Source organism: Parasphingorhabdus sp., from assembly GCF_039968395.1.
GTDB lineage: Bacteria > Pseudomonadota > Alphaproteobacteria > Sphingomonadales > Sphingomonadaceae > Parasphingorhabdus.
The window spans coordinates 84,926-110,165 of sequence record NZ_JBDVPV010000005.1; the positions used below are offsets into that span (position 1 = coordinate 84,926).

A 25,240-nucleotide genomic window follows, 5' to 3' on the forward strand; every position below is an offset into this window, starting at 1 on the left:
TGACCGTGAGCCGTCTTTGGTTAAGGCTTTACACACCAAGGTTGCGCAAGGCCAGTCGGAATAGGAAAGTGCTGCCTCGTGCGGCATCACCGGTATCCTCATAGTCATATCTCCACGTCACACCGAGCGACAGGCAGCCGTCATCATAGGCTACGCCCAGCCGATGACGAACGGGTTCAAAACCATCTGCAGATGATGTGGGATCTTCTCTCTGATCGGTAAGGTCGACAATGGCGGACCCAAATACCGACCAGTATTTGTCGACCTGAAATCTGCCACCAATCCGGACTTCCTCGCGATCCCGAAGGTCTTCCACTTGAGGGCCTATATCCCGGTTCAGACGGAGATAGCCAATTTGTGCATAGGTGCTTTTGGACCCCACAGTTGCATCAATTTCATTTCGCCGAACTGCAAAGCTATCTTTGTCGAGCCGGAAACGATGGGTGAATTTTACGATATCCTTGAACCGGACGTTGGTTCGTCCCACCACATCAGAAAACCGCTCTGACAGCCCTGTTCCGTTTGGAACAATGTCCGTATTATTCTCCAGCCGATAGCTCTGACCCAAAATTGTGTTGACGCTCAAATTAGGCCGGATGAGGTTCCATTCTATTCCATAGCTGGCTCTGACATTATCTTCATATCGGTCATATCCGGGAAAGCGGTTCAGCGAGAAGAGATTGGTGTCTTCCAGATCAACGGCGCGCGAATCTTCGTTTGGCAGAGTGGGATTGGAAATATTGGGGGTCGCCACGATTTGAAAGCGCGGTGTGATCGTTTGCGTGCCGCCAAAAGCCTTGCCGATAAAGGGCCATTTGACATCGAGAGCAGCACTGACAATGCCTCGGCCCTGCCAACCGCCATTGCCCCGGTAAACGGCAACAGTGTTCAAATCATTGTCATCGCTGTGATAGACATCGCCACGCGCAAACCCGGTCAATGTGATTTCCTGACCCATTTTGGTCAGCTTACGCAAATCCCATCGGGCGGAGGCAAACGCTCTTTGTGTGTCTTGTCCGGCTGTGCGCTCGATTGCGAGGCTGTTTATCTGGATCTGGGTTTGACCGCCCAAAATAGGATCACTCAGGCGTTTGCGATAATCCAGCATGGGCAGCGCGATGGGAACCTGACTTTGCGGATCGTTTGTCCGCAATGTCTGAAAAGCCCATCCTGCGAGTGAAAAATAGCTGCTGTCATCAATGCGTTCCAGATTGATCGTCGATCGCAGGCTGTCATCATCACTAATGTCGTAGCGGCGCAGAAATGTGCGATCAGACACGATCCGGGCCGATTGGGTCACCGTCCAGTTCTCGTTCAGTTTAAATCGGCCGCTGGTTTCAAAATAGCCGCGGAAATCCTTCTGGGCATTCGGTACCGGGCCGGTTGCCGCAGTCGGAATTCGCGATCCGTAGGTCGCGTAGCCAGTGATCTGGAATGCACCCTTGTCATCCAGATGACGAAAATTCCCGCTGATCAATGGCGCGACCTCGGTGAACACCTGTGTTGTAACCGTTGCATCCTGATTGGGCGCGATGTTGAAATAATAGGGGACAGATATCGCGACGCCGTTGGTTGAATCGATTCTCAGATTGGGAACCAGCAGGCCGCTGCGATGTTCGTTGCTGATCGGATGCGACAATCCCGGCAACGGGATAACAGGCAGCCCGAATATTTCAATTCGCGCTCCTTCATAGCTTACCCTTTTATTGTCCGGATCATAGCGGACCCGGACGGCTTTGATCTGCCAGCTTGGCTGTTTTGGGCATCCTTCTTCAGTTGTCACCGCACACGCGGTATATGCTGCAACATCCAGGGCCATGGACCCATCTGCAAATCGTTCGCCCTTGCGCGCTGCGAGACGCCCCCCGTCATCCAGCACGAGCAGCAGATTTTCGACCATTCCGTCACGAAGCGTATCGGTCAGGACAATTTTTTCGCTGTAAACGATATCGCCGTCCGGGCTGGTGGAGCGCACATCACCATCAGCCGTGACCAGACCTGTCTTGCGATTCCAGACCACACGTTCCGCCAGAACGCGGTATCCGTCCCTGTTCAGTATGACATTGCCTTTGGCGCTTACAACGTCGTTCTCGAAATCATATTCCAGAGTATCAGCGCTAAATTCGATTTCTTCTGAATTCTGCTTTTCCGCTTGCACATTCCCGGCCGGAACCTGCGCGGTGGCATGTACCGGGATAGCGCAGAAAGCAGCCAAAGCAACAAGTGCAATTGAAGATTTCATCGACTGGCTCAACTCACCTTGGGTTCCGAAACAAACTCGCAAAATACGAAATTTTGTTGGGCATTTAGCTCATAATCAGCTTTGTTCAACGCCTATTGCACCTGATTGCGCGCGCTGCAAATATTTTGGGTTCAAATGTCATCATTCCGCTATCCAGTTCCCTTCCGGTTGCAATATCAGGTGACAATCTGATTTTGCAGCCGATCTTCTCAAATGATCGTTGCATTGACTGACCCAATCTTTCATTGATTGTCCCTGAACGGAGCATGAGGACTCCGCAAATGACCAGAATGATACGACATATAAGGAAGCCCGTTTGATGAAATTTACCTTTGCTGCCCGCCCCGACGGAACACCAGACGCAATGGCATTTGCGGTTGGCAAGGATGGACTGAGTGCCCTGCAATTGCCGCTGGAACAATCTGTATTGATCACGACAGCAGCGGCCGCTGCGCGGTTTGAGGGAAAGACCGGACAGACGTTCCAGACGTTCGTCAGCGAGGGCGACGATGTTGTCCAGATCATCCTCACGGGTATCGGTAGCGGCAAACGGCAGGACATGGAAACTGCCGGAGGAGCGATTATCGCCAAACTGATGACGTCGGGTGCCAGGCATCTGGCCATTTCGGGACAGGGTCTGAAGGCAGATCAGACTGCGCGCCTGGCATTCGGCGCAAAATTGCGCACCTGGCGAATCGACAAATACCGCACGACAATGCCCGAGAATCAAAAGCCTACTCTCGAAGCGATAACGGTGCTTGATGATGATCTCGGTTCTTCCAAGGGCTGGCAGGATCTCTCGGCCGTTGCTGACGGCGTGTCGCTGACGCGGGAACTCGTGTCCGAACCGGCTAATGTCATCTATCCAGAGAGCTTTGTTGCGCGCTGCGAGGAACTAAAGGATCTGGGCGTCGAGATTTCGGTACTGGGTCAGGACGAGATGGAAAAGCTCGGCATGGGCGCATTGCTGGGTGTTTCACAGGGATCTGTGAGGCCTCCGCGGATGCTCGCCATGCGCTGGGACGGCACGGGCGGTGCTCAGAAAAAACCGCTGGCTCTGGTTGGCAAAGGTGTCACATTTGATACCGGCGGCATTTCCCTGAAACCGCCCGGCGGCATGGAAGACATGAAATGGGACATGGGCGGAGCCGGTGCGGTCGCCGGAACCATGAAAGCTTTGGCCGGACGCAAGGCCAAGGCGCATGTCGTGGGTATTTGCGGACTGGTCGAGAACATGCCGGACGGTAACGCGCAACGACCAGGTGACGTGGTGACCAGCATGAGCGGTCAGACCATTGAAGTTATCAACACCGATGCTGAAGGGCGTCTGGTCCTGTGTGACGCACTGCACTGGACGCAGGAAACCTTCGAACCGGAAGTGGTGATCAACCTCGCGACATTGACCGGTGCGATCATCGTTTCGTTGGGGAACGAGCATGCGGGTTGTTTCAGCAATGATGACAGCTTGTCCGAGAAATTGCTTGATGCCGGTAAAAATGCAGGCGACCCGTTGTGGCGTTTTCCGTTGACCGCGGCTTATGACAAGCAGATCAACTCACCGATTGCCGATATGAAAAATGTGGGCGGAAAAGGTGCCGGTTCAATCACCGCTGCACAGTTCCTCCAGCGTTACATTCAGGATGGTGTCAAATGGGCTCATCTGGATATTGCCGGAATGGTCTGGGCGGATAAACCCGGTCCGGTCTGGGACAAGGGGGCAACCGGCTTTGGCGTGCGGCTTCTGGATCAATATGTAGCGGACAATTTCGAATAGCAGGATATGCTGATCCGTGTCATCTGAGCAGAAACAGGTTGATTTCTATTATCTGACCCGTGATCCGGTGGAAAAACTGGTGGCTGTTCTGGCGCAAAAGACGCTGGATGGCGGCGATAAACTGTTGCTGGTTTCCAGTGATTTTGAACAGATTGAAAAAATGTCCGCAGCGCTATGGGATTCAGGTCCTGCCAGTTTTCTGGCGCACGGAATTGTCGGATGCCCGGAGGACAAACTGCAGCCTGTTCTCATTTCGGATGAGTGTGATCCGGTCAATCAGGCCAGGTTCGTTGCACTGTCAGACGGACAATGGCGTGATGAAGCACTGGATTTTGACCGGACATTCTACCTGTTCACACAAAAGGAAGTTGATGCCGCCCGTCAGGCCTGGCGCGATCTGTCGACACGAGAGAATGTGACACCGCGCTATTGGAAACAGGATGGTGGTCGCTGGGTTCAGGGACCCTGACAGAATCAAAGTTTGCGCTTTTTTGTCTTTGCGCATAATTTCGTCCGTGGTCGTGCCATATTGAATGATGGAGCTTTTCGCATGAACAAAATTCTGATTCTTCCCGCCATATTTCTGGTTTCCGCCTGTGGCGGCAATGATGAAGTTGCGTCGGGAACATTTGACGATGGTGAAGGCGGTAAAGGAAGCTACTCAATTAGCGGTGACGACGACGCCAGCGAGACGGTGATCAAGTCGGAAGACGGAGAGATACGGATCGCCACAGGCTCGAAAGCGGCCAAAGACCTTCCCATGGGGATTGAGCTCTATCCGGGAGCGACGGTCGAAAGCAGCATGACCGGCATGGGGGATGGCAAATCTGGCGCGATGATTGTGTTTTCCACGACGGATGATCAGGATGATGTCGTCGAGTTCTACAAGGATCAGCTGAAGGCCAAGGGGATCAAGATAGGCACAGAGGTGAAGGCCGGAGACATGCAGATGATCGGCGGCGAGCGGGATGATGGCGAAGGTGTCAATATTTCGATCACCAAAGATGGCAAGGGCGGCGTTACAGGAACTCTGATTGCCGGTGGCAATAACTGAGGATTGAGACGGGCCTGATCTGATTGACAGGGCCTTATCGCTAAAGCTTGCCTTGCCTGCCGTCAGCGGCTAGGGGCTGCGCAACTTTACAGATATTCCCAAAAATATGGAGCATAACATGGCCGGCACACGGACATTTTCGATCATCAAACCAGATGCAACCCGCCGCAATCTTACAGGCGCAGTTACAAAAATGCTTGAAGAAGCCGGGTTGCGCGTGGTTGCTTCCAAGCGCATTCACATGACCCAGGCCCAGGCGGAAGGCTTTTACGCCGTTCACAAGGAACGCCCGTTTTTCGGCGAACTGGTGGCATTCATGACCAGTGGTCCTTGCGTTGTGCAGGTTCTTGAAGGTGAAAATGCCATGCAGCGCAACCGCGACATCATGGGTGCGACCAATCCTGCAGATGCCGCGCCCGGCACTATTCGCGCGGAACATGCCGAAAGCATCGAAGCCAATAGCGTTCACGGATCAGACAGCGACGAGAATGCTGCGATCGAGATCGCCTATTTCTTCAACGACGACGAAATCGTCGGATAAGCAAATCACGAAATTGCGATAGATTGGCCCGGCGAAAGCCGGGCTAATTGATTCTGAGCCATTTGAATTTGAGCCATTTGAATTTGGGCCTGACCAGCCCTAACTGCCCTGCGGTTCATTTGCCTCATCATAGCGTTCCCAGTCATGAAACGCTTCGCGCCGGACAATGATCCAGCTGCCATCCCGTTTTTCAAGGTGATCGCAATAGCGGCCCGCCACAATCCAGTCGGTAGTCTTGCCGCCGGTTGGCACCGGTCCAAATTCTGGCACTCCGGCTTCGATATAGTGATAGGCCACAAAATTGGCTTCGGTTGTCGCTTTTGTTCCATCATCCGACAGATCGATATGCACGTTCGAAATACTGTGATGTGTTGCGGGAACCTTTTTCAGGATCTCACTGGCGAAACCGATAAATTCATCGGCCGGACCTTCAAATTCACCGTGCTTGTGGACGTGGTCATCGGCAAAGCACGCGCGCACGAGGTCCCAATCACGGCGATCAATACCTTTGCAGTAGCGATGTAAAATGTCCCGAATTTCTTCGCGTGCCCATAGTTTGTCGGCAATGTCCATTCTGAACCTCTCTCATTTTATCAGTGCCCAATCGGCGCGGTGCCAACTAGGAATGGCTGAACGATTGGGAGATTAGACATGGGCAGGCTTCAAGGAAAAGTGGCAATAATAACAGGAGCGGCAAAAGGGCTCGGAGAAGCGGATGCACGCATGTTCGCTCGGGAAGGCGCTACGGTGGTGCTGACGGACATGGATACCGAAAATGGAAAGCGGGTTGCCGACGAGATTGGTGCCGAAGCCGAGTTTCACGTGCATGACGTCCGCGACGAAGCTCAGTGGGAAAATTTGATCGCGGATGTTGTGTCGCGGCACGGCAAGCTGGATATTCTGGTCAACAATGCCGGCGTTGTTGAGCCCGGTACCATAGAAACCCAAACCACCGACGAATATCGGTTCGTCATGGCGGTGAGTGCAGACGGGACGTTTTTCGGTTGCAAACATGCCGTACCGGCCATGAAAAATTCCGGTGGCGGTTCAATCATCAACATGTGTTCGATTGCTTCTGTTCAGGGCGAACCGATCGTAGTCGCATATGCCGCTGCCAAGGGTGCCGTCGAGAGCCTGACCCGCAGTGTCGCCGTACATTGTGCGAATAATCAGTATGATATCCGCTGCAACAGCGTGCATCCGGCCGGTATTCTGACCCCGATGGTGGAAGAGATTGGTCCGAAAGTGATGGGACGGGATGATTTGCGCCCCGCCAGTGAAGGTCCGGCTCCAAGTGCGCTGGGTGAACCGGATGATATTGCACATACCGTCCTGTTTCTGGCTTCTGACGAATCCAAATTTATCAACGGTGCTGCAATTCGTGTCGACAATGCCAAATCTGTCGTGGAAGGGGTCGTCCCGTAGAGAATATGGGGCACCATGATGATTGCATGACCTGATCATGTTCCCAAGCATTGCGCTTGCTATGCCCGGTGCGGATGGACTAAACTCACCGCCATGACCAAGGAGGGAAAAAAGGAAGCTGTTGAACCACAGCCGGTTCAGAAAGTGCCGGCTCCTCCGGCATCCATAAGTTCGCTTATCGATCGCAGCCCGATTGCTTCGGTGATCAGTAATCCCCGGTTGCCCGACAATCCGATCGTGGCATCCAATCAGGCGTTTACCGACCTCACAGGCTATGATTCGAACTATATTATCGGCAGAAACTGCCGCTTTCTCGCGGGACCTGCTACTGAACCCTGGCTGTCTGAGGAAATTCGACGGGGTGTTCGGGATAACAAGTCGGTTCTCGTTGAAATACTAAACTACAAGAGAGACGGAACACCTTTTCAGAATGCCGTACTGGTTGCACCGTTATTTGATGAACATGGCGAACTGGAATATTTTCTGGGATCGCAGGTCGAGATTGAAAGCAACGAACCCAGTCTGTCCAAGGCGCGAAAGATGCGGGCAATTGAAATCGTGAAAGATCTGTCCAAGCGTCAACGGGAGGTGCTGGGATATATTGCCAAGGGCCTTCTGAACAAGCAGATCGCGCACGAGCTGAGTTTGAGTGAGCGCACGATTAAAATGCACCGCGCCATTCTCATGAAGCGACTGGAAGCACCGAGCGCAGCGGACATGGTCAGGCTGGCGGTTGAGGCAGGAATGTAGGTCAAAAGCCTCTACGTCCCAATTACCGTATCGATCGAATCCGATCGGACAGCCATAAGCAACAAGCATCGTGGACGGAGACGATCTCCCAAAGTTCTCGATATCCGGTCGACACTCCTCCCTCCTCCGTGTCGCCAAAATATCTCTCCGGTCTACGATGCAATTACCTTGAAAATATTTTAAAACTCGTCAGCAATCTGTTGGAGTTTAACCAATTTTTTGGGCGCGACCATGCGCCAGCTTTTGGCCAGCCAGTCTGCAATATGGTCCCAGTCGGTGCGGCCGGTATCAAGGCGAACTGCAATCCAGCCGCTTTTTCCGTAAAATTTCGGCAGGTAGTAAAGCTCGGGATCGGCTTCGAGCAATGCCGATTGTTCATCTAAGCCAGTGGTTTTGACCAGCAGTCCAATGCCAGCTTCTCCATGCAGCCGATGTGTAAAATAGGCAAAATATTTGCCGGTCTTTTCACTTCCAACCCGCCAGCCTGGCGAACCGAAGCTGGCCCGTTCGTGCGTTTCGTCCAGTTCCAATGCGTGTTGCCTTACCTGTGCGAGTATCCACTCCGGGTCGGCTTCGCGCGTGACGTAACGGGAGAGGCTGTCGGGATATAACTGATGTTCGGCAATCAAAATCCGCTCGGCAAGACTGTCGGCGGTGTCATCCGGTAATATCGCGACTTCGGTCTGCGCGAGGACAGGGCCGTCATCCAGTTCCGGAGTGACCAGATGGACGCTGCATCCGCTATGGCTGTCTCCGGCATCGATCGCGCGCTGGTAAGTGTTCAGTCCCTTGTATTTGGGGAGCAGGCTGGGATGGATGTTCAGCATCCGCTCTGCCCATTTCCTGACAAAGCTATCGGACAATATCCGCATATATCCGGCCAGGACGATATAGTCAGCGCCTGCATCGACGACCGCTTCGTGCATGATCTGGTCATGTTCTTCTCGCGAACGGCCTTTGTGCGGTTCTGCGAAGGTCGGAATATTCTCCGCTTTGGCGAGTTTCAATCCGGCTGCATCAGGATCGTTGGAAGCCACAAGCATGATTTCATAAGGGCAGTCGTCAGATTTCGCGGCATAGATGAGGGCCCCCATATTGGACCCCCGTCCCGAGATCAAAATAGCGATTCGCGCCTTTTCAGCCATGGTAGGTTGCCGACCAGTCCTTCATCGCTGACCAGGTATCGGACGTGCCGGATACCGTGCAGCCTTTTTTGCCTTCCCGCACGGTTCCGACTCGGCGCACATTTTCACCGGCCGATTCCAGATCGGAAGTTACAGATTCCACGTCACCCGGCGCCACAGCGAGGATCATGCCAAGGCCGCAATTGAACGTGCGCGCCATTTCCTCGGGTTCGATATTCCCCTGGGCCTGAAGAAAAGCCATCAACCTGGGTTGTTCCCAACTTGTTGCATCGACATCGGCATGCAGTCCATCCGGCAGCACACGCGGGATATTTTCAAGCAATCCGCCCCCGGTAATGTGAGCCAGAGCCCGGATTCTACCGGACTGCATCACGGGAAGCAGGGATCGGACATAGATTCGCGTCGGAGCAATCAGCGCTTCAATCAAGAGGATTTCCGGATCAAACAGGGCAGGGCGGTCCAACTTCCAGCCCTTGTCGGCGGCGAGGCGGCGCACAAGCGAAAAACCGTTTGAATGGACGCCGGATGATTCGAGTCCCAGCAGAACGTCACCCGGTTCGATTTGTGCCCCCGTCACGGCCTTTTCACGCTCGACCGCGCCGACGCAGAATCCGGCCAGGTCATAGTCGCCATCGGCATACATGCCCGGCATTTCAGCCGTTTCTCCGCCGATCAACGCACAGCCTGACATTTTGCACCCGTCAGCAATGCCCGCAACAACACGTTCGGCCACGCCGTTTTCCAATTTTCCTGTTGCGAAATAATCCAGAAAGAAAAGCGGTTCGGCTCCCTGGACGATCAGGTCATTCACACACATGGCCACCAGATCAATACCGACCTTGTCGTGCCGATCATAATCGATAGCAAGCTTCAGTTTGGTGCCGACTCCATCATTGGCTGCTACCAGCAGAGGGTCATCGTAACCCGCTGCTTTCAAATCAAAAAATCCGCCAAATCCGCCGAGTTCGGCATTGGCTCCCGGTCGGGCAGTTGCTTTCGCGAGCGGTGCGATGGCCTTGACCAGAGCATTACCTGCCGCAATTGATACACCTGCTTTCGCATAGGTATAGGATTCCGACTCGTTTCGTTGCTGATCAGGCGTCATGTTTTGTTTGTCACTCATGCAATAGGCGATTAGACAACTCCCCGCTGGATTTCCATGTCATAATCGTCAAAAGAGCGGAAATGAGATTTTTGACTGACTTTAAGTTCAAAATTGCGGCCGCAGTCGCAGTGCTTGCCTTTCTGGCAACGGGAATTGTCTATGCCCAGCTCGAGGGCACGGAACGCGGCGTTGCGCCACTGGCCAGTACCGGCGATTTTGAAGTCATGGGTGTCGAAGTCGATGTCCGCGGGAAAAATGCTTTCGAGGCCCGCCAAAAGGGCTGGGAAGAGGCGCAGCGGAAAGCCTGGAAATTACTCTACAAGCGCACACAAGGCAGCGATACGACCGGTTTGTCGGATGGTTCACTCAACAATATCGTGTCAGCGATCATTGTGCAGGAAGAGAATATCGGTCCCCGGAGATATATTGCGACTCTGGGCGTGATGTTTGACCGGGCCAGAGCCGGGCAGATTTTGGGCGTCCGGGGAAAACGATTGCGATCACCGCCATTGCTGGTCCTGCCGATCATGTGGAGCGGCGGATCACCGCAAGTATTCGAAAACCGCACGGAATGGCAAAAAGCCTGGGCGCGCTATCGTTCTGGCGACAGCGCAATTGATTATGTCCGGCCTTTTGGATCAGACAGCGAATCGCTGGTGCTCACCGCCGGGCAGGCCGATCGTCGCAACCGGGTCTGGTGGCGCACAATATTGGATCAGTTCGGGGCCGCGGATGTGATCATCCCGATCGCGCGAATTCAACATGACTATCCCGGCGGGCCGGTGACCGGCCAGTTTACGGCACGTTACGGGCCCGACAATAAATTCATTGAAACCTTCACCCTGAAATCGAGAAACAGCGAAGGTGTTGCTGGGATGATGGATCAGGCGATCACGCGCCTTGATTCGATCTACTCCAGTGCACTGTCCCGCGGCATTTTGAAAACCGACCAGTCGCTGAAAATCGAAGATCCGTTTGATCTCGATGCACTGGAAGCGGCACTGGAAGCAGAATTGGGGGCTGAAAGCGCGACTGATTCCGTCGATTCCGTGGAAAGCGGAACCTCTTCTGCTGCAAATGAAGGCAGCGGCACCAGCGTCGAGGTTGAACCAGCCAGCACGGCAATCAATGTATCAATCCAGTTTGATACGCCAGATGTCGGCGCGGTCGGACAGGGAGAATCTTCTTTGCGATCCGTTCCGGGCGTGTCTTCTGCTGCCACCTCCAGTCTCGCTCTGGGCGGTGTATCGGTGATGCGTGTGACTTATTCTGGCGAACTGTCAGCACTGGCAAGCGCGCTCCGTTCACGGGGCTGGCAAGTGCAACAGGGCTCTGGCGCATTGCGGATCAGTCGGGGATCTGCCGGAGGAAACGGGTCGGAACAGTGAGCCAGTTTGCGCTTCCTCTGGAGACCACTCCATCACGCGGCAATGACGGCTATATTGTAACCGATGCAAATGCGAATGTGGACGCGCAATTGCTCGACTGGGAAAACTGGCCGAATAATGTTGGGATATTGATCGGACCGGCTGCGTCCGGCAAAACTGCCATGGCTGAACAGTTTCTCAGAATGAGTGGCGGGCGCTGTTTTGAAGTTTCGGAACGCGAAGTCGGTGAAGAGCTGTTCCACCTTTGGAATCTGGTGCAAGAGGATCAAAAGCCTCTTCTGATCGTATCAAGTCTTCCGGTATCCGCGTGGAATGTGGAATTGCCTGATTTGAGATCGAGGCTGGCTGCGTCCCTTCTCATCGAAATCGGACCACCTGATGAGGCTATGTTGAAAGGCCTGTTTCACAAGTTTTTTGCAGCGCGCGGTCTGGCGATTTCGGAAGATGCGTCATCCTATCTCGCCAGAAGAATGGACCGCAATTATCTGGATGTTCAGATTTTGGCGCAAAAGATGGATAATCTCGCGACCGAACAGAAGAAATCGATTACCAGAAGAGTGGCACAAGATATTCTCTTTGCCTTTCAAAACCACCGACAGAGTGATGACGCGCAAGGAATAGCAGGCAGTTAAATGGACAATCTGATGCCAGAAGACGCCAATATTGACGACCTTGGCCAGATGCTGCCGGAATTAACCGGTGACGACGGCGGTGCGCGCTATTTCAATCGCGAATTGAGCTGGCTGGGATTTAACGAGCGGGTCATTGAAGAAGCGCAGAACAATTCTCATCCGCTGCTGGAGCGCGTCAGGTTTCTATCGATATCGGGAAGCAATCTCGATGAATTCTTCATGGTGCGCTTCGCAGGTCTCGTCGGTCAATATCGCCAGAATATCGAAGAACGGTCAGCTGATGGCTTGACAGCATCGCAGCAGTTAAACGCTATCGCCAAACATGCCGACCGCATAATGCAGCATCAGCAGGAGGTCTGGAACCAGTTGCTGAATAAATTGAGCTGCGAAGATATTTCCGTCTTGCCGGTCGAGGAGCTGGATGAAGCTGGAAAAGCATGGCTCGAGCAGCATTTTCTCGATCAGATTTTTCCGGTGCTGACACCGCAGGCGCTGGATCCTGCGCATCCGTTTCCATTCATTCCCAACAAGGGGATGAGCCTGGTTTTTGACCTCGTGCGAAAGTCCGACCAGCAGCGCATCCGGGAACTGGTGATGATTCCTTCGGGGCTGCCCCGATTCATTCGGATACCGCGCGAGAACGCGGTTTACGTATCTGTTGAATCTGCCATCCGCTATTATTCCTCACTGCTGTTTCCGGGTTATGACGTGACCAATAGCGGCCTGTTCCGGATCATCCGCGACAGCGACATTGAAGTGGAAGAAGAAGCGGAAGATCTGGTGCGTTATTTCCGCAGCGCCATAAAACGACGCCGCCGCGGGGATGTGATCCGGCTGGAAATGGGCCCCGGCCTGTCCGATTCAGTGGTTGCGATGTTGCGCGAAAATCTGTTGACGGACGGAGCAACGGAAAGCCGTATCGAAGGCCTGATAGGTCTGAACGATCTTGATTTGCTGGTCGACGAAGATCGCCCCGATCTCAAGTTTTCACCATATAGCCCGCGCTTTCCGGAACGGATCAGGGAACATGGCGGGGATTGCTTTGCAGCAATCCGGGACAAGGACATACTGGTTCATCATCCTTATGAGTCATTTGAAGTGGTCATCGAATTTCTGCGTCAGGCCGCTGCTGATCCGGAAGTCGTGGCGATCAAGCAGACGCTATACCGTGCTGGGAAGCAATCTGCTGTTATTCGTGCGCTGATCGATGCCGCTGAAGCCGGAAAATCGGTAACTGCTGTTGTCGAACTCAAGGCCAGATTTGATGAAGAGCAAAACCTGCTGTGGGCCAGTGCTCTGGAACGCGCCGGCGTCCAGGTTGTCTATGGGTTTATCGAGTGGAAGACCCATGCGAAAATATCAATGGTCGTTCGCAAGGAACAGGAAGGGTATCGCACCTATTGCCACTTCGGCACCGGAAACTACCACCCGGTGACGGCAAAGATTTACACGGATCTGAGCTTTTTCACAGCCGACCCAAAGGCTGCGCGAGATGCGGCCCAGCTGTTCAACTATATTACCGGCTATGTCGAACCCGAAAAGCTTGAACTCATATCCATGTCACCGCGCTATATGCGTGATGATCTGATGGCGTTGATCGACCGAGAAATTGCCAATGAACGGGCCGGCATACCTGGCATGATCTGGGCCAAAATGAATTCCCTAGTTGATCCCGCGCTGATTGAAAAACTCTATGCGGCAAGCAATGCTGGCGTCGAAATTGACCTGGTCATTCGCGGGATATGCTGCCTGCGTCCCGGTGTTCCGGGAATGTCAGACCATATCCGCGTCAAATCTGTAGTCGGACGCTTTCTGGAACATAGCCGGATATGGGCCTTTGGAAACGGTGATGATTTGCCGAACGACAAGGCAAAATTATATATCAGCTCGGCGGACTGGATGCCCCGGAATCTTGATCGGCGGGTGGAATATATGATTCCGATCACCAACAAGACCGTCCACGACCAGATCCTCGACCAGGTCATGGTGGCCAATCTGATTGATGACGAACAAAGCTGGGAATTGAATTCGGATGGCAGTTACGAACGGATTGCGCAGTCGTCAAAACCGTTTAATCTCCATCGCTATTTCATGACCAACCCTTCATTGTCAGGGCGAGGCAAGGCACTCAAGAAAAGCAACGCCGTGCCGAGGCTGTCCTTGCGCCGCCGCAAAAACAAAGCGTGATTGCGGAGATATGAAGGTCGGGGCCCTGCAAATCACGAGAGCGAAAAAGCCATCACGGAAAAACCGTCGCACGGCAATTATCGACATTGGATCCAATTCCATTCGGCTCGTTGTGTATCAAGGTCCTGCCCGCGTTCCGGCGATACTTTTTAATGAAAAAATGATGGCCGGTCTGGGCAGGGAATTGTCGGCAACCGGCGCCATATCCGACGATTCCTTCAAATTGGGAATCGGTGCATTGAAACGCTTCCACCGTCTGTGTGTGCAGATGGAGGTCGATGCGATTGAAAGTTTCGCAACGGCGGCCGTTCGGGATGCTTCCAACGGGCAGGATTTTCTGGCCGCCGCACTTAAAATCGGAATTGATACGAAGATATTGCAGGGTGAAGAAGAAGCAGAGCTTGCCGGACTTGGCGTTATTTCAGCGATACCGGAAGCGAATGGCATCGTCGGTGATCTGGGCGGTGGTAGCCTGGAGCTGGCCCGCGTTGAAAACGGGCAGGTCACGGATAGATACTCCTTCCCGCTTGGGGTCCTTCGAATTGCCGAGTTGCGAGCCAAGGGGAAAGACAAGCTGAAACGGCAGGTTCGCAAGATGCTGAAAACGACGGGTTGGCCGAAAGGTGTGGAAGATCTGCCATTTTATCTGGTTGGCGGTTCGTGGCGCTCGCTTGCCCGGCTGGATATGCATGACAGCGGTTATCCACTGCCGGTTATCCATCATTATCAAATGGAACCAAGTCGGGCGCGGAGGTTGGTGAGCCGGCTTGCCAGACTCGACAAAGCCAAGCTGAAGGCTGTCCCGGGACTTTCGACGTCTCGTATTCCCACGCTCGATGATGCGGCCTGGCTGCTTTCGTTTATCGTGCGCTATCTGGGCAGTAGTCGCATGATTGTCTCAGCCTACGGGGTTCGCGAAGGCATGCTGTACCAGGGCATTGGCAAGCAGGAGAGCAAACGCGATCCGTTGCTGATGGCGACAGAAGATTCCGGAGCTTCACAAGCTCGTTTCCCGGCAAACAGCAAGTTGCTGGGCAAATGGATTGCAGAAATTTTCTCGAATGATCCGGTCGAATGGCAACGGATCAGACAGGCCGCATGCAATCTGGGAGACGTGGCTTGGCGCGCCAACCCGAATTTTCGCGCCGAACGCGGATTGGTCATGGGGCTGCACGGAAACTGGATCGGGATAATGGGGCCAGAGCGAGAAATGCTCGGCCAGACCCTGTTCACAAGTTTTGGTGGGGGCGCCAAGGTGTTTCCGGGCGGCGGCAAGCTTGCTGACGAAAAGGCTACGGAAAGAGCAATCTGCTGGGGCCTTGCCATGCGACTGGCGCAACGGCTGAGCGGAGGGACACGCAATCCTCTGGAGCAAACGAAACTTCGGAAAGTGGACGGCCGCCTGGAACTTTCGATGGCCGCAGACCTGCAGGATTTATATGGTGAAGCGGTGGCCAAGCGACATGAGCAATTGGCAAACATGATGAACCTCGAAGCGGTTCTGGTTACGGTATAGTAATTTCCGAGACAGGTCTCCCGGGTGACGGCGAGGAGTTCAGGCTTCGCTCGATTCTTCTTCTTGCTGATGGGTCATTTTCAATCGGCCATCCTTGACAGTGAAGCTCATCCTGCCTTCGATCAAATCCAGGGCATCCTTGCCGAATTCTTCGTAACGCCAGCCTTCCAGCAGCGCTACTCCTTCTCGTTCCCCGCCGACGATCTTCTCGAGATCATCCGCTCGCGCCAGCAATTTGGATGCGACATTCATTTCTGCAGATCGTATCTTGAGCAGCAGCTTGAGCAAATCCGCAACAAGGGCGTTTTCTTTTCCGAACTTTGGGCGACGTCCTTTTCGATCGGGTAATTCTTCTTGCGGCAGCGGCTCGGCATTGGAGAGCACATCCATCAGACGTTCGCCAATATCATTGTTTTTCCAGCCGTTCGAAAGTCCGCGAACCTGACCGAGTCTGGATTGATCCTTTGGCGGATGGCCGGCAATGTCCGCGAGAGTTTCATCGCGCATGATTCTGCCTCTCGGCAGGTCTTTCGACTGGGCTTCCTTTTCACGCCAGCCAGCCAGCGCTTTGAGCCGTCCCAGCGATTCCAGATTTCGGCCTTGAAACTTGACCCGCCGCCAGGCGGCATCCGGATCATTTACATAATTGTCAGGATCGGCGAGCTTTTCCATTTCGCCATTTATCCATATGCCGCGACCACTTTCCTTGAGTTTCTCCAGCATCATCGGGAATATTTCGGAAAGATGTGTGACGTCGCCAATCGCATATTCAATTTGCCGATTGTTGAGCGGACGCCGCGACCAGTCCGTAAAACGGGCGCCCTTGTCCAATGTGATACCGAGCCAGCTGTCGACCAGATTGGCATAGCCAATTTGTTCGCTCGGCCCCAACGCCATGGCTGCAACCTGCGTGTCGAAAATGGGGTGAGGGGTCTTGCCGGTCATGTTGTGAATAATCTCGACATCCTGCCCGCCGGCGTGGAATATTTTCAGAACCTCTTCGTTATTCACCAGCAGATCGAGCAACGGCTCCAGATCCACATTCTCGGCCAGAGGATCAATGGCGGCCGCTTCCTTGCCATCCGAGATCTGAATGAGGCACAGGATAGGCCAATATGTGTTTTCCCGCATGAACTCGGTGTCCACTGCGACAAAGTCGGCGGTCGAAAAGCGTTGGCAAATATCGGCAATATCCTGACTGTCCGTCAGCAGAGGATGAATTTTCATGGATGTTCTATACAAGCTGAACCGAGAGCCGCAAACATTTCCGATAGAGATTGTCTATTATCAATTACTCCCGTCCGTGCTTTGCTACAGGCAGTTTATGGCCCTCAATTGCACCTTCTTCCTTGACAAACAGGGTCCCGGCCTGTGTTACGCGCAGTCATATAAAAACTAGCAACTGAATTTTTCTGCTGAACTTCTGATAGGGCTCATCATGCACGCATTTCGCTCCCACAACTGCTCCCAGCTTCGTACCGCCAATGTTGGCGAAGAAGTCCGCCTGTCGGGCTGGATTCACAACGTCCGTGATCATGGCAATTTGATGTTTGTCGATCTGCGCGATCATTTCGGTCTGACCCAGATCGTCAGTGAAGAAGGCAGCGAAGCGTTCAAGATGCTGGATGCCGCACGCAAGGAGTCTGTGATTACGGTTACCGGCAAGGTTGCGGCGCGCTCTGATGAAACAGTGAACCCGAACTTGCCAACCGGTGAAGTCGAGCTGGTCGCTGAAGCCGTGGAAATGCAGGGGCCAGCGGAAGAGCTGCCGATGCCAGTCTTTGGCGAACAGGAATATCCGGAAGATATTCGCCTGCGCTATCGATTCCTCGATTTGCGGCGCGAGAAAGTCCACGCCAACATGATGCTGCGCTCGCAGGTGATCACTTCTTTGCGCAATCGCATGACAGAGCAAGGGTTTACCGAGTTCCAGACACCGATCCTGACGGCGTCGTCACCCGAAGGCGCGCGCGATTATCTGGTGCCAAGCCGGGTCCATCCCGGGAAATTCTATGCATTGCCGCAGGCGCCGCAAATGTTCAAACAGATGCTGATGGTGGCGGGTTTTGACCGCTATTTCCAGATCGCACCCTGTTTCCGCGACGAAGATGCTCGGGCAGACCGTTCTCCCGGCGAATTTTACCAGCTCGATCTCGAGATGAGCTTTGTCACGCAGGAAGATGTGTTTCAGGCACTGGAACCTGTCCTCGCAGGCGTGTTTGAAGAATTTGCCAATGGCAAAAGCGTCACACCTGCGGGCGAGTTTCCACGTATTCCATACAAGGAAGCGATGCTGAAATATGGGTCTGACAAACCCGATCTGCGCAATCCGATCATCATTCAGGATGTCAGCGAGCATTTCAAAGGTTCCGGGTTCGGACTGTTTGACAAGATTACATCCGGTGGCGGCACCGTACGTGCGTTTGTCGCGCCGGAAGCCGGCAAGAACAGCCGCAAGTTTTTTGACGACATGAATAACTGGGCGCGCGGCGAAGGTTTTGCCGGTCTCGGCTACATCAATATGAAAGAGGGTGCCGCGGGCGGTCCGATTGCCAAAAATCATGGCGAAGAGGGTACCGCAAAATTGCTCGCCGATCTCGGTTGCGGCCCCGATGACGGTGTGTTCTTTGCGGCTGGCAAGGAAGCGGAAGCGGCACGACTGGCCGGTGTCGCGCGTACCCGCGCTGCTGAAAAACTGGACCTGATCAACGAAAATGAATTCAAATTCTGCTGGGTCGTTGACTATCCGATGTACGAATATGACGAAGAACTGAAAAAGCTCGATTTCTCGCATAACCCGTTCTCCATGCCGCAAGGTGAAATGGAAGCACTGGAGAACAAGGACCCGCTCGATATCCTCGCCTGGCAATATGACATTGTCTGTAACGGCATTGAGCTGTCTTCTGGCGCGATTCGAAACCATCGTCCGGACATCATGTACAAGGCGTTCGAGATTGCCGGCTATGACAAGGCCGCAGTCGACAGCGAGTTTTCCGGCATGATCAATGCGCTCAAATATGGCGCACCGCCACATGGTGGGTCTGCGCCGGGCGTGGACCGGATTGTCATGCTGCTGGCCGACGAACCGAATATCCGTGAAGTTGTTCTGTTCCCGATGAACCAGAAAGCGGAAGACCTAATGATGAGCGCGCCAAGCGGCGTGTCGCAAAAGCAGTTGCGCGAATTGCATATCCGCGTTGTCGAGCCTCCAAAGGAATAATTGCAAGGTATGGCAGGCAGGCAAGTGACGACTGAACCGATCGAGAATTACTTCAAATCGAGTCATGGTGACATATGCTGGTTCGAGTGGGGGCAACCCGGAGCGGGCACGTCGATCCTGCTGCTGCATGCAACCGGATTTCATGCGCGGTGCTGGGACAAGGTTATTGCTGCTTTTCCGGCTGGCACCCATGTCGTTGCCGTGGACCAGCTCGGTCATGGTCGCAGTGCCCGCCCTGAAATCTCCGATTGGGCGATGATCGCTGATGCCACGGCTGAACTGACAGAATCGCTGAATATCAATTTCGATATTGGTGTCGGACACAGCATGGGTGGCCATTGTCTGGTGCAAGTCACCGCCCGGAATACTGGACGCATTGGACGGTTGATACTGGTAGATCCGGTGATCATGGAGCGTGAAGTCTATCTCGATCCGCCAGACTATAGCGCCACCAATCACATGGTTGCCAAGCGGCGCAACAGCTGGTCTGGGCCCGATGAAATGTTCGAACGATTCAAGGATCGTCACCCCTATCGGTTATGGGATCCGGACGTGCTGAAGGACTATTGTGTTCATGGCATGCTGACAGATGGTCAGGGCGGTTTTGAACTGGCTTGCCCGCCACAGTCGGAAGCATCGGTCTATGCGACCAGTGCATCGGTTGACCCCTGGCCGCTCATGGATCGCATTGCTCAACCGGTCACGATATTGCGGGCCCCCCAGATCAAACAGGAAGGCATGTTTGATTTCGCATCATCTCCTACACCGCCTGAGCTTGCCAGTAATTTCCTAAACGGAACAGATGTTTATCTTTCGGACCTTACACATTTTATGGCCATGCAGGATCCGGAGCGCATCGCAGACCTCATTCTGGAAATTCACAGTTAACCCATTGGCTTTGGGATGGAATGTCGTTTAGTCTGGTGCGATGGCTATAAAATTATCTGACTATGAATCCGGCGACAAGTTTGATGGCGATTATTCTGACGCACTGAAGGAAGTGCAGGAGCGGCTCGCTGATGTGCATTTCAAACACATCATTCACGGCAATCGGACTATCCTGGTCTTTGAAGGCTGGGACGCGGCCGGCAAGGGCGGTTGTATCCGCCGGATGACCGCGGAATGGGATCCACGCTATTTTGAAGTTTATCCCGTCGGCGCTCCGACAAAGGAAGCAAAAGACCGCCATTTCCTGTGGCGCTTTTGGCAGAAACTGCCGGGATCTCGGGAAATCGCGGTTTTCGACCGCAGCTGGTATGGCCGGGTGCTCGTTGAACGGGTGGAAGGCTTTTGCAGCGAGGCCGACTGGACGCGCGGCTATGACGAGATAAACGAGTTTGAAGCCCAGCAAATCGATGGTGGCACCCATATGATCAAACTGTTTTTTCACACAACGCAGGACAAGCAGGACGAACGTTTTGCCCGCCGACTGGACACGCCCCACAAGCGCTGGAAAATCACCGAAGAAGATTTTCGCAACCGGTCAAAGCGGGATGCGTATCTCGACGCCATGCACGATATGTTCAAACATACCGATACCCGCTGGGCTCCGTGGAAAGTCATTGACGGCAATGACAAGAAAGCAGCCCGCATTGCAGCGATGACCCATGTTGTGGAAACACTGGAAGCGGCGCTACCGGATGATTTGCCGGAAGCCGATCCGGAGCTGGTGAAGATGGCTGCGGAAGCCTTTGGGTATGAAGCTGAAGATTAGGCTATTATCGGGACAGCCTGTTTCGACCAGAGGTTTGCGCGTCAGCGACTTTTAATCACCCTGTTAAACTTGACGGTTTCCGGTGTTTTCTGAATAACATAGAGACAGAGCGTCACAGAGACGACGGGAGAGACAATTTGATCGAAGCTATCGCTTGACCGCCGCGACCGGAAAACCGTCCTTCTGGACGAAGACAGCATATGGTTTTGGCTCCGTGGCTTATGGCGCCAAAGATGCGGGGCTGAAATATTTTCTGCTGCTATTCTATGCCCAGGTCATTGGCCTCGACGCGCGTCTGGTCAGTCTCGCTATTTTCATCGCACTGATTTTTGATGCGATCAGCGATCCGATTGTCGGATATTGGTCAGACAATTTCCGCTCCAAATGGGGGCGCCGGCATCCCTTCATGTATGCCGCAGCAATCCCGGTGGCTGTCAGCTACTATTTTATCTGGAATCCGCCAGAAGGGTGGAGTGATCAGGCGCTGTTCTGGTATATCGTTATTCTGGCAATCACGATCAGGACGTTCATTACCATCTACGAAACGCCCAGCACTGCGCTCGCGCCGGAACTCACCAGCGATTATGATGAACGCAGCAGCATTTTGAGCTTTCGCTATTTCTTTGGCTGGACCGGCGGAAACGCGATGTCGGTTATCGCTTTTGTGTTGATTTTTCCTGCTTTTGCGACAGCAGCCATTGCCAATGGTCAATTTAATCGGGATGCATATTCTTTTTACGGCATGGTCGGTTCGCTGGTCATGTTTGCCGCAATCATGATCTCGGCGCTGGGAACGCATCACTACATACCCAGGCTGCGCCAGGCGCCGCCCAAGCGCGACTTGACGTTAAAGAAAATATTCAAGGACATTTATCTGACGGTTGCAAGCCCATCATTTTTTGCGCTGTTTGCGGCATCGCTGATCGCGTTTTCGGCCAGCGGCCTGGCTGCGGGTCTGGTATTTTACTTCACAACCTATTTTTGGGGATTCTCACCCGAACAAATCGGCGCGATTACAATCGGTGTGTTTTTCTCGGCCTTTATCGGGGGGGCATTGGCGCCATTTGTCACGAAAAAACTGGGCAAGAAACGCGGTGCGCTGATCGTCGGGCTGATTGCATTTGTCGGAATGCCGTTGCCGATATTTTTGCGGTTGATTGACGTGCTTCCGGAAAATGGAACGCCCGAAATCTTCTGGCTGGTGCTGATCACCAATACAATCGATACCGCGCTGATCGTCTGTTATCAGATTCTGGCTGCTTCGATGATGGCAGATCTCGTCGAGCAGGGCGAAGTCAAAACCGGTCGTCGGTCTGAAGGCCTGTTCTTTGCCGCTGCCACGTTCATGCGGAAATTCGGCGAGGGTTTTGGCATCGTGATTGCCGGCCTTGTTCTGTCGATCGCCGGGGTAGCTGCCGGATCGACGCAGGGCGAACTATCTGAAGATACATTATGGCGACTGGGCGCGATCTACGTCCCAGTAATATTGGGCCTTTTCCTGACCGTAATCACGATAATCAGTTTTTACAAAATTGACCGTAACAAGCATGAACAAGCCCTGAGAGAACTGGCAACGCGCAAAACCAACTGATCATCGCGCGTGCGGAAGCGCAGAGATGTCGTGTCCGCCATGGACGCAAAAAACAGATTTTGGAACTGTGCCATATTGGAACACATTGTTTTTCGCCAAAAACGCGATGAGTTGCAAATTGCCTAACAGATTGTTAATTCTTTGCGCGGGTCAGCAAAATTTAGCGCGCATATAGTGCGCCCGGCCACTTTGGGTCGGCTAGACTACGGGGTATCATATGAAAAAGTTTCTTCTCACCGCTGCGGCTGCGATCGGCACCACAACAATGGCGATGCCCGCGCAGGCCGTCGTCATCGATTTCGAGGGCACTGGGGCATCATGTTGCTTCGGAGCTGCTCCCCTGACCGATCTCTATTCCGGTCTGGGTGTGACTTTTGACGGTGTCGGCGGCGACCCTGGCACAATACTCAATCAAACCGGCAATTTCGGCGTCGACGCGCGGAGCGGCACTGACTTTCTGGCGTATAATGACGGTGTAGGCACGAATGACGGGCGGCTGATTTTTTCGAGCGCCGTATCTGATTTCAGCATCTATGCTGGCGGCGGTCGTGGCGACGGTGTGTTCTCGGCAGACTTTTTTGACAGTGCCAACAACCTGCTTGGCAGTCAGACGGTGAATGTTACGCTCGGCAACTATGGTCTTCTGTCCTATGCCGGTCCGGTTTCCTTCGTGAACATCTCATCCGACCAGGCTTTCTGGGTTCTCGATGATCTCTCGTTTAATGCAGCTGCAGTTCCAGAACCAGCGACATGGGCATTCATGATCTTTGGCTTTGGTGCCATCGGCGGAGCGATGCGTCGTCAGCGCAAAGCGAATGTGAAAGTCAGCTACGCTTAAACGCGAGAAACAAGTTATATCAAAGCCCCGTCAAAGCAATTTGGCGGGGCTTTTTTGCGTCGGTGGTCAATGTCCGCTTTGGGCGCAAAAGCAGACACCGGGACTGTACCAAAACGGTACATAAGATGATGTAGCAGAAGTCCAATTGCGCGGGATACGGATATCTGTTAATTTCCTGTTAGGGTTTGCATATTTTTGACCGATTGACTGTCAACGGCAGGCAATTGGAAATTGGGGGAAATCATGAAAAAACTTCTAGTTGCTTCAGCGGCGTTGTCATTTGCGTTTGTTGCTACACCAGCGTCTGCGGCCGCTCTTCTCACTTCCGATGCAGGCTATGCGGGTCCAAGCCTCAACATCGGTAGCTTTGCGGATATGGGATTTAACTTTACCGATGGGCCTTTGGCTCTTCCCGGCGGCATTACCTACTCATCCACGTCAACCAGTTCAGTAATTGGCAATGGTAGCTATGGCCTTCAGGAAAATGGCGAATCGACGACCAATATCATAGGTACGAATAGCCCGACTGCAACTGTCACGCTAACCTTTGACGACGCTGTGTCATCGTTCGGAGCGTTCATGAATTACAGCGTTCAGTTTTCTGATGGTTTGCCAGATGGTGATAATCCCGTCATTTCAGCATTCGACATTAATGATAATCTTATCGGTTCATATGACCTTTTTGCACTAGCACCGATTGTCACGCCAGGCGGTGTCGATGCGTTTGAGTTTCGCGGTATTGATGGTGAAGGCGTTGGTATCAAGTCATTCACACTGGCTGGTGGATTTCTGATCGCGCGTTCTGAAGCTGCGATGGGCGCAATTCCAGAGCCTGCTACATGGGCATTCATGATCTTTGGCTTTGGTGCCATCGGCGGAGCGATGCGTCGTCAGCGCAAAGCGAATGTGAAAGTCAGCTACGCTTAAACGCAAAAAACAAGTTATACCAAAGCCCCGTCAAAGCAATTTGGCGGGGCTTTTGTTTGTTCGGTGAAATGTGGGCTTTCGGGATGAAGCCGCCGCTAACCTTGGGGCCGCCATGGGCGCAAAGAGACCAGTGGCATATTCGAGAAGGTTGATGAGATTGCGCATCCAAAATCACAGTCCCTGTTTGGAACAATCTTATCAAATGTCGCAATTTCTGCCCAAAATGCTTGTCAGCTCGCCGAGATTCCTTTAAATTCCTGTTAACTACTCGCTGAGGAGTGTCTTTGGACATTGCGAGCAGCGAAAGTCATTTGCATCTTCCATGGTTGAATACGGGTCGACTATTGAGGGACTATCATGAAAAAACTGATTCTGGCGGCGGCACTGTGCACAACAGGATTGTCTGCGACTTCCGCCTCTGCGGCATTGTTCGTATCGGGCGATAGCAACATCCTGAATGTGATCGGCAGCAATTCGGCCAATCAAGCCTTTTTTAGCAACATTGTCGAAGGTACGAATGTTGTTGTTCAAAACAGCACGCGCACGTTTTTGAACACTCAGGCGACGAACACCGTAAACTTTTACAATGGCAATGGTTTCGCCGCGTCACTATTCGGTGCCAATGACGAGATTACCGCTGGTGATCTGGCAGGTGTTGATCTGTACATCGCTTTTGCAAGGAACAATGCGTTTACAACCGACGAAACAACGGTACTTGCAAACTATCTTGCGGGTGGAGGCAATGTTCTTCTGACCGGAGAAAACTCGGATCCGGATTTCAACGACCTCAACGCATTGTTAAACGTCGTATTGACCGATTTGGGCAGCGGTATGCAGATTGCTCCCGCCACGCTTGATGGCGGTGGTTTTGCGACTGCAAACTTGCTTGGACCCAGCCTGTTTCTGACCGGTACGACCGGATTTGAATATGCGGCGACATCCGGAGTAACCGGCGGCACGGCGCTGTTTGGAACAGAGAGCTCCAACACTGCATTCCTTTCATTTGAAGGCATGTTGAACAGCGCAGTTCCAGAGCCTGCGACATGGGCATTCATGATATTTGGCTTTGGTGCCATTGGCAGCGCGATGCGGAAGCAGAAAAAAGCGAATGTGAAAGTCAGCTACGCTTAAGCGCCAAACAGAGAAATTACACAAAGGCCCCGCCAGAATATTCTGGCGGGGCCTTTTTTT

22 protein-coding genes are annotated in these 25,240 nt (G+C 53.3%); 17 read left to right on the forward strand and 5 right to left on the reverse strand.

From position 1 onward, the window contains the following. Positions 1-28: 28 nt before the first annotated feature. Entirely contained in the window at positions 29-2,242 is a 2,214-nt protein-coding gene (gene lptD, locus ABJI30_RS11135; protein ID WP_348016767.1) for an LPS assembly protein LptD, read from the reverse strand. A 319-nt stretch (positions 2,243-2,561) separates the two neighbouring features. On the opposite strand from lptD, the gene ABJI30_RS11140 reads away from it, so the two are divergent. The 4 genes from ABJI30_RS11140 to ndk all read left to right on the forward strand — a co-directional run bounded on the left by ABJI30_RS11140 (position 2,562) and on the right by ndk (position 5,611). Next, positions 2,562-4,016, forward strand: coding sequence for a leucyl aminopeptidase (locus ABJI30_RS11140; protein WP_348016768.1), 1,455 nt, complete (start codon positions 2,562-2,564; stop codon positions 4,014-4,016). 16 nt (positions 4,017-4,032) lie between these two features. After that, a complete protein-coding gene (locus ABJI30_RS11145; protein ID WP_348016769.1) occupies positions 4,033-4,485 on the forward strand; it encodes a DNA polymerase III subunit chi in 453 nt (150 codons plus the stop codon). 81 nt (positions 4,486-4,566) lie between these two features. Then, complete coding sequence (locus ABJI30_RS11150; protein ID WP_348016770.1) at positions 4,567-5,070, forward strand: hypothetical protein; 504 nt, start codon at positions 4,567-4,569, stop codon at positions 5,068-5,070. A gap of 118 nt (positions 5,071-5,188) precedes the next feature. Next, the gene (ndk, locus tag ABJI30_RS11155) at positions 5,189-5,611 is read left to right on the forward strand and encodes a nucleoside-diphosphate kinase (RefSeq protein WP_348016771.1); all 423 of its coding nucleotides are present in this window, start codon (positions 5,189-5,191) and stop codon (positions 5,609-5,611) included. 99 nt (positions 5,612-5,710) lie between these two features. On the opposite strand, the gene ABJI30_RS11160 is transcribed toward ndk, so the two are convergent. Beyond that, entirely contained in the window at positions 5,711-6,184 is a 474-nt protein-coding gene (locus tag ABJI30_RS11160; RefSeq protein ID WP_348016772.1) for a nuclear transport factor 2 family protein, read from the reverse strand. Between the two features lie 78 nt (positions 6,185-6,262). On the opposite strand from ABJI30_RS11160, the gene ABJI30_RS11165 reads away from it, so the two are divergent. Both ABJI30_RS11165 and ABJI30_RS11170 read left to right on the forward strand, forming a co-directional pair. Continuing rightward, positions 6,263-7,036, forward strand: coding sequence for a glucose 1-dehydrogenase (locus tag ABJI30_RS11165; protein WP_348016773.1), 774 nt, complete (start codon positions 6,263-6,265; stop codon positions 7,034-7,036). 93 nt (positions 7,037-7,129) lie between these two features. Continuing rightward, positions 7,130-7,786, forward strand: a complete 657-nt coding sequence (locus tag ABJI30_RS11170) for a LuxR C-terminal-related transcriptional regulator (RefSeq protein WP_348016774.1) — start codon at positions 7,130-7,132, stop codon at positions 7,784-7,786. A gap of 179 nt (positions 7,787-7,965) precedes the next feature. On the opposite strand, the gene purN is transcribed toward ABJI30_RS11170, so the two are convergent. Next, positions 7,966-8,931, reverse strand: a complete 966-nt coding sequence (gene purN, locus ABJI30_RS11175; protein ID WP_348016775.1) for a phosphoribosylglycinamide formyltransferase — start codon at positions 8,929-8,931, stop codon at positions 7,966-7,968. Further along, positions 8,924-10,036, reverse strand: a complete 1,113-nt coding sequence (purM, locus tag ABJI30_RS11180) for a phosphoribosylformylglycinamidine cyclo-ligase (protein ID WP_348017807.1) — start codon at positions 10,034-10,036, stop codon at positions 8,924-8,926. Before purM ends, purN begins: the two co-directional genes overlap by 8 nt. Positions 10,037-10,116: 80 nt before the next feature. Here purM and ABJI30_RS11185 point away from each other — a divergent pair, with 80 nt between their 5' ends. From ABJI30_RS11185 to ABJI30_RS11200, 4 genes are read left to right on the forward strand one after another with little or no spacing between them, the layout of a single operon-like run. Further along, positions 10,117-11,424, forward strand: a complete 1,308-nt coding sequence (locus ABJI30_RS11185) for a heavy-metal-associated domain-containing protein (RefSeq protein ID WP_348016776.1) — start codon at positions 10,117-10,119, stop codon at positions 11,422-11,424. After that, positions 11,421-12,056: a DnaA/Hda family protein gene (locus tag ABJI30_RS11190; RefSeq protein ID WP_348016777.1), complete on the forward strand. Its 636-nt coding sequence runs from the start codon at positions 11,421-11,423 to the stop codon at positions 12,054-12,056. Before ABJI30_RS11185 ends, ABJI30_RS11190 begins: the two co-directional genes overlap by 4 nt. Positions 12,057-12,104: 48 nt before the next feature. Further along, positions 12,105-14,243 carry an RNA degradosome polyphosphate kinase gene (locus ABJI30_RS11195; RefSeq protein WP_348017808.1) on the forward strand — a complete coding sequence of 713 codons (2,139 nt, stop codon included), beginning with the start codon at positions 12,105-12,107 and terminating at the stop codon, positions 14,241-14,243. A 10-nt stretch (positions 14,244-14,253) separates the two neighbouring features. Beyond that, positions 14,254-15,759, forward strand: coding sequence for a Ppx/GppA family phosphatase (locus ABJI30_RS11200; RefSeq protein ID WP_348016778.1), 1,506 nt, complete (start codon positions 14,254-14,256; stop codon positions 15,757-15,759). Positions 15,760-15,798: 39 nt separating this feature from the next. Here ABJI30_RS11200 and rnd read toward each other — a convergent pair whose 3' ends face one another. After that, the gene (rnd, locus tag ABJI30_RS11205) at positions 15,799-16,986 is read right to left on the reverse strand and encodes a ribonuclease D (protein ID WP_348016779.1); all 1,188 of its coding nucleotides are present in this window, start codon (positions 16,984-16,986) and stop codon (positions 15,799-15,801) included. A gap of 211 nt (positions 16,987-17,197) precedes the next feature. Between rnd and aspS the strand changes: the two genes are divergently transcribed. The 7 genes from aspS to ABJI30_RS11240 all read left to right on the forward strand — a co-directional run bounded on the left by aspS (position 17,198) and on the right by ABJI30_RS11240 (position 25,180). Then, complete coding sequence (gene aspS / locus ABJI30_RS11210) at positions 17,198-18,979, forward strand: aspartate--tRNA ligase (RefSeq protein ID WP_348016780.1); 1,782 nt, start codon at positions 17,198-17,200, stop codon at positions 18,977-18,979. Between the two features lie 9 nt (positions 18,980-18,988). Further along, on the forward strand, positions 18,989-19,867 hold the full coding sequence (locus tag ABJI30_RS11215; RefSeq protein WP_348025432.1) for an alpha/beta hydrolase: 879 nt from the start codon (positions 18,989-18,991) through the stop codon (positions 19,865-19,867). Between the two features lie 40 nt (positions 19,868-19,907). Continuing rightward, entirely contained in the window at positions 19,908-20,693 is a 786-nt protein-coding gene (locus ABJI30_RS11220) for a polyphosphate kinase (protein ID WP_348016782.1), read from the forward strand. Positions 20,694-20,847: 154 nt separating this feature from the next. After that, positions 20,848-22,284, forward strand: a complete 1,437-nt coding sequence (locus ABJI30_RS11225) for an MFS transporter (RefSeq protein ID WP_348016783.1) — start codon at positions 20,848-20,850, stop codon at positions 22,282-22,284. A gap of 217 nt (positions 22,285-22,501) precedes the next feature. Next, complete coding sequence (locus tag ABJI30_RS11230; RefSeq protein WP_348016784.1) at positions 22,502-23,122, forward strand: PEPxxWA-CTERM sorting domain-containing protein; 621 nt, start codon at positions 22,502-22,504, stop codon at positions 23,120-23,122. A 243-nt stretch (positions 23,123-23,365) separates the two neighbouring features. Continuing rightward, positions 23,366-24,049 (forward strand): PEPxxWA-CTERM sorting domain-containing protein, encoded by a 684-nt coding sequence (locus ABJI30_RS11235; RefSeq protein ID WP_348016785.1) that lies wholly within the window; start codon positions 23,366-23,368, stop codon positions 24,047-24,049. A gap of 357 nt (positions 24,050-24,406) precedes the next feature. Continuing rightward, positions 24,407-25,180: a PEPxxWA-CTERM sorting domain-containing protein gene (locus ABJI30_RS11240; protein WP_348016786.1), complete on the forward strand. Its 774-nt coding sequence runs from the start codon at positions 24,407-24,409 to the stop codon at positions 25,178-25,180. The last annotated feature ends 60 nt before the right edge of the window (positions 25,181-25,240 follow it).

Bases quoted from the DNA above. Each gene is read 5' to 3' on its own strand.
- ABJI30_RS11150 (WP_348016770.1), top strand. From the start codon at position 4,567: ATGAACAAAATTCTGATTCTTCCCGCCATATTTCTGGTTTCCGCCTGT.
- ABJI30_RS11240 (WP_348016786.1), top strand. From the start codon at position 24,407: ATGAAAAAACTGATTCTGGCGGCGGCACTGTGCACAACAGGATTGTCT.
- ABJI30_RS11195 (WP_348017808.1), top strand. From the start codon at position 12,105: ATGCTGCCGGAATTAACCGGTGACGACGGCGGTGCGCGCTATTTCAAT.
- ABJI30_RS11200 (WP_348016778.1), top strand. From the start codon at position 14,254: ATGAAGGTCGGGGCCCTGCAAATCACGAGAGCGAAAAAGCCATCACGG.
- aspS (WP_348016780.1), top strand. From the start codon at position 17,198: ATGCACGCATTTCGCTCCCACAACTGCTCCCAGCTTCGTACCGCCAAT.
- ABJI30_RS11185 (WP_348016776.1), top strand. From the start codon at position 10,117: ATGAGATTTTTGACTGACTTTAAGTTCAAAATTGCGGCCGCAGTCGCA.
- ABJI30_RS11165 (WP_348016773.1), top strand. From the start codon at position 6,263: ATGGGCAGGCTTCAAGGAAAAGTGGCAATAATAACAGGAGCGGCAAAA.
- ABJI30_RS11170 (WP_348016774.1), top strand. From the start codon at position 7,130: ATGACCAAGGAGGGAAAAAAGGAAGCTGTTGAACCACAGCCGGTTCAG.
- ABJI30_RS11140 (WP_348016768.1), top strand. From the start codon at position 2,562: ATGAAATTTACCTTTGCTGCCCGCCCCGACGGAACACCAGACGCAATG.
- ABJI30_RS11160 (WP_348016772.1), bottom strand. From the start codon at position 6,184: ATGGACATTGCCGACAAACTATGGGCACGCGAAGAAATTCGGGACATT.
- rnd (WP_348016779.1), bottom strand. From the start codon at position 16,986: ATGAAAATTCATCCTCTGCTGACGGACAGTCAGGATATTGCCGATATT.
- ndk (WP_348016771.1), top strand. From the start codon at position 5,189: ATGGCCGGCACACGGACATTTTCGATCATCAAACCAGATGCAACCCGC.
- ABJI30_RS11235 (WP_348016785.1), top strand. From the start codon at position 23,366: ATGAAAAAACTTCTAGTTGCTTCAGCGGCGTTGTCATTTGCGTTTGTT.
- ABJI30_RS11230 (WP_348016784.1), top strand. From the start codon at position 22,502: ATGAAAAAGTTTCTTCTCACCGCTGCGGCTGCGATCGGCACCACAACA.
- ABJI30_RS11220 (WP_348016782.1), top strand. From the start codon at position 19,908: ATGGCTATAAAATTATCTGACTATGAATCCGGCGACAAGTTTGATGGC.
- purM (WP_348017807.1), bottom strand. From the start codon at position 10,036: ATGACGCCTGATCAGCAACGAAACGAGTCGGAATCCTATACCTATGCG.
- lptD (WP_348016767.1), bottom strand. From the start codon at position 2,242: ATGAAATCTTCAATTGCACTTGTTGCTTTGGCTGCTTTCTGCGCTATC.
- ABJI30_RS11215 (WP_348025432.1), top strand. From the start codon at position 18,989: ATGGCAGGCAGGCAAGTGACGACTGAACCGATCGAGAATTACTTCAAA.
- purN (WP_348016775.1), bottom strand. From the start codon at position 8,931: ATGGCTGAAAAGGCGCGAATCGCTATTTTGATCTCGGGACGGGGGTCC.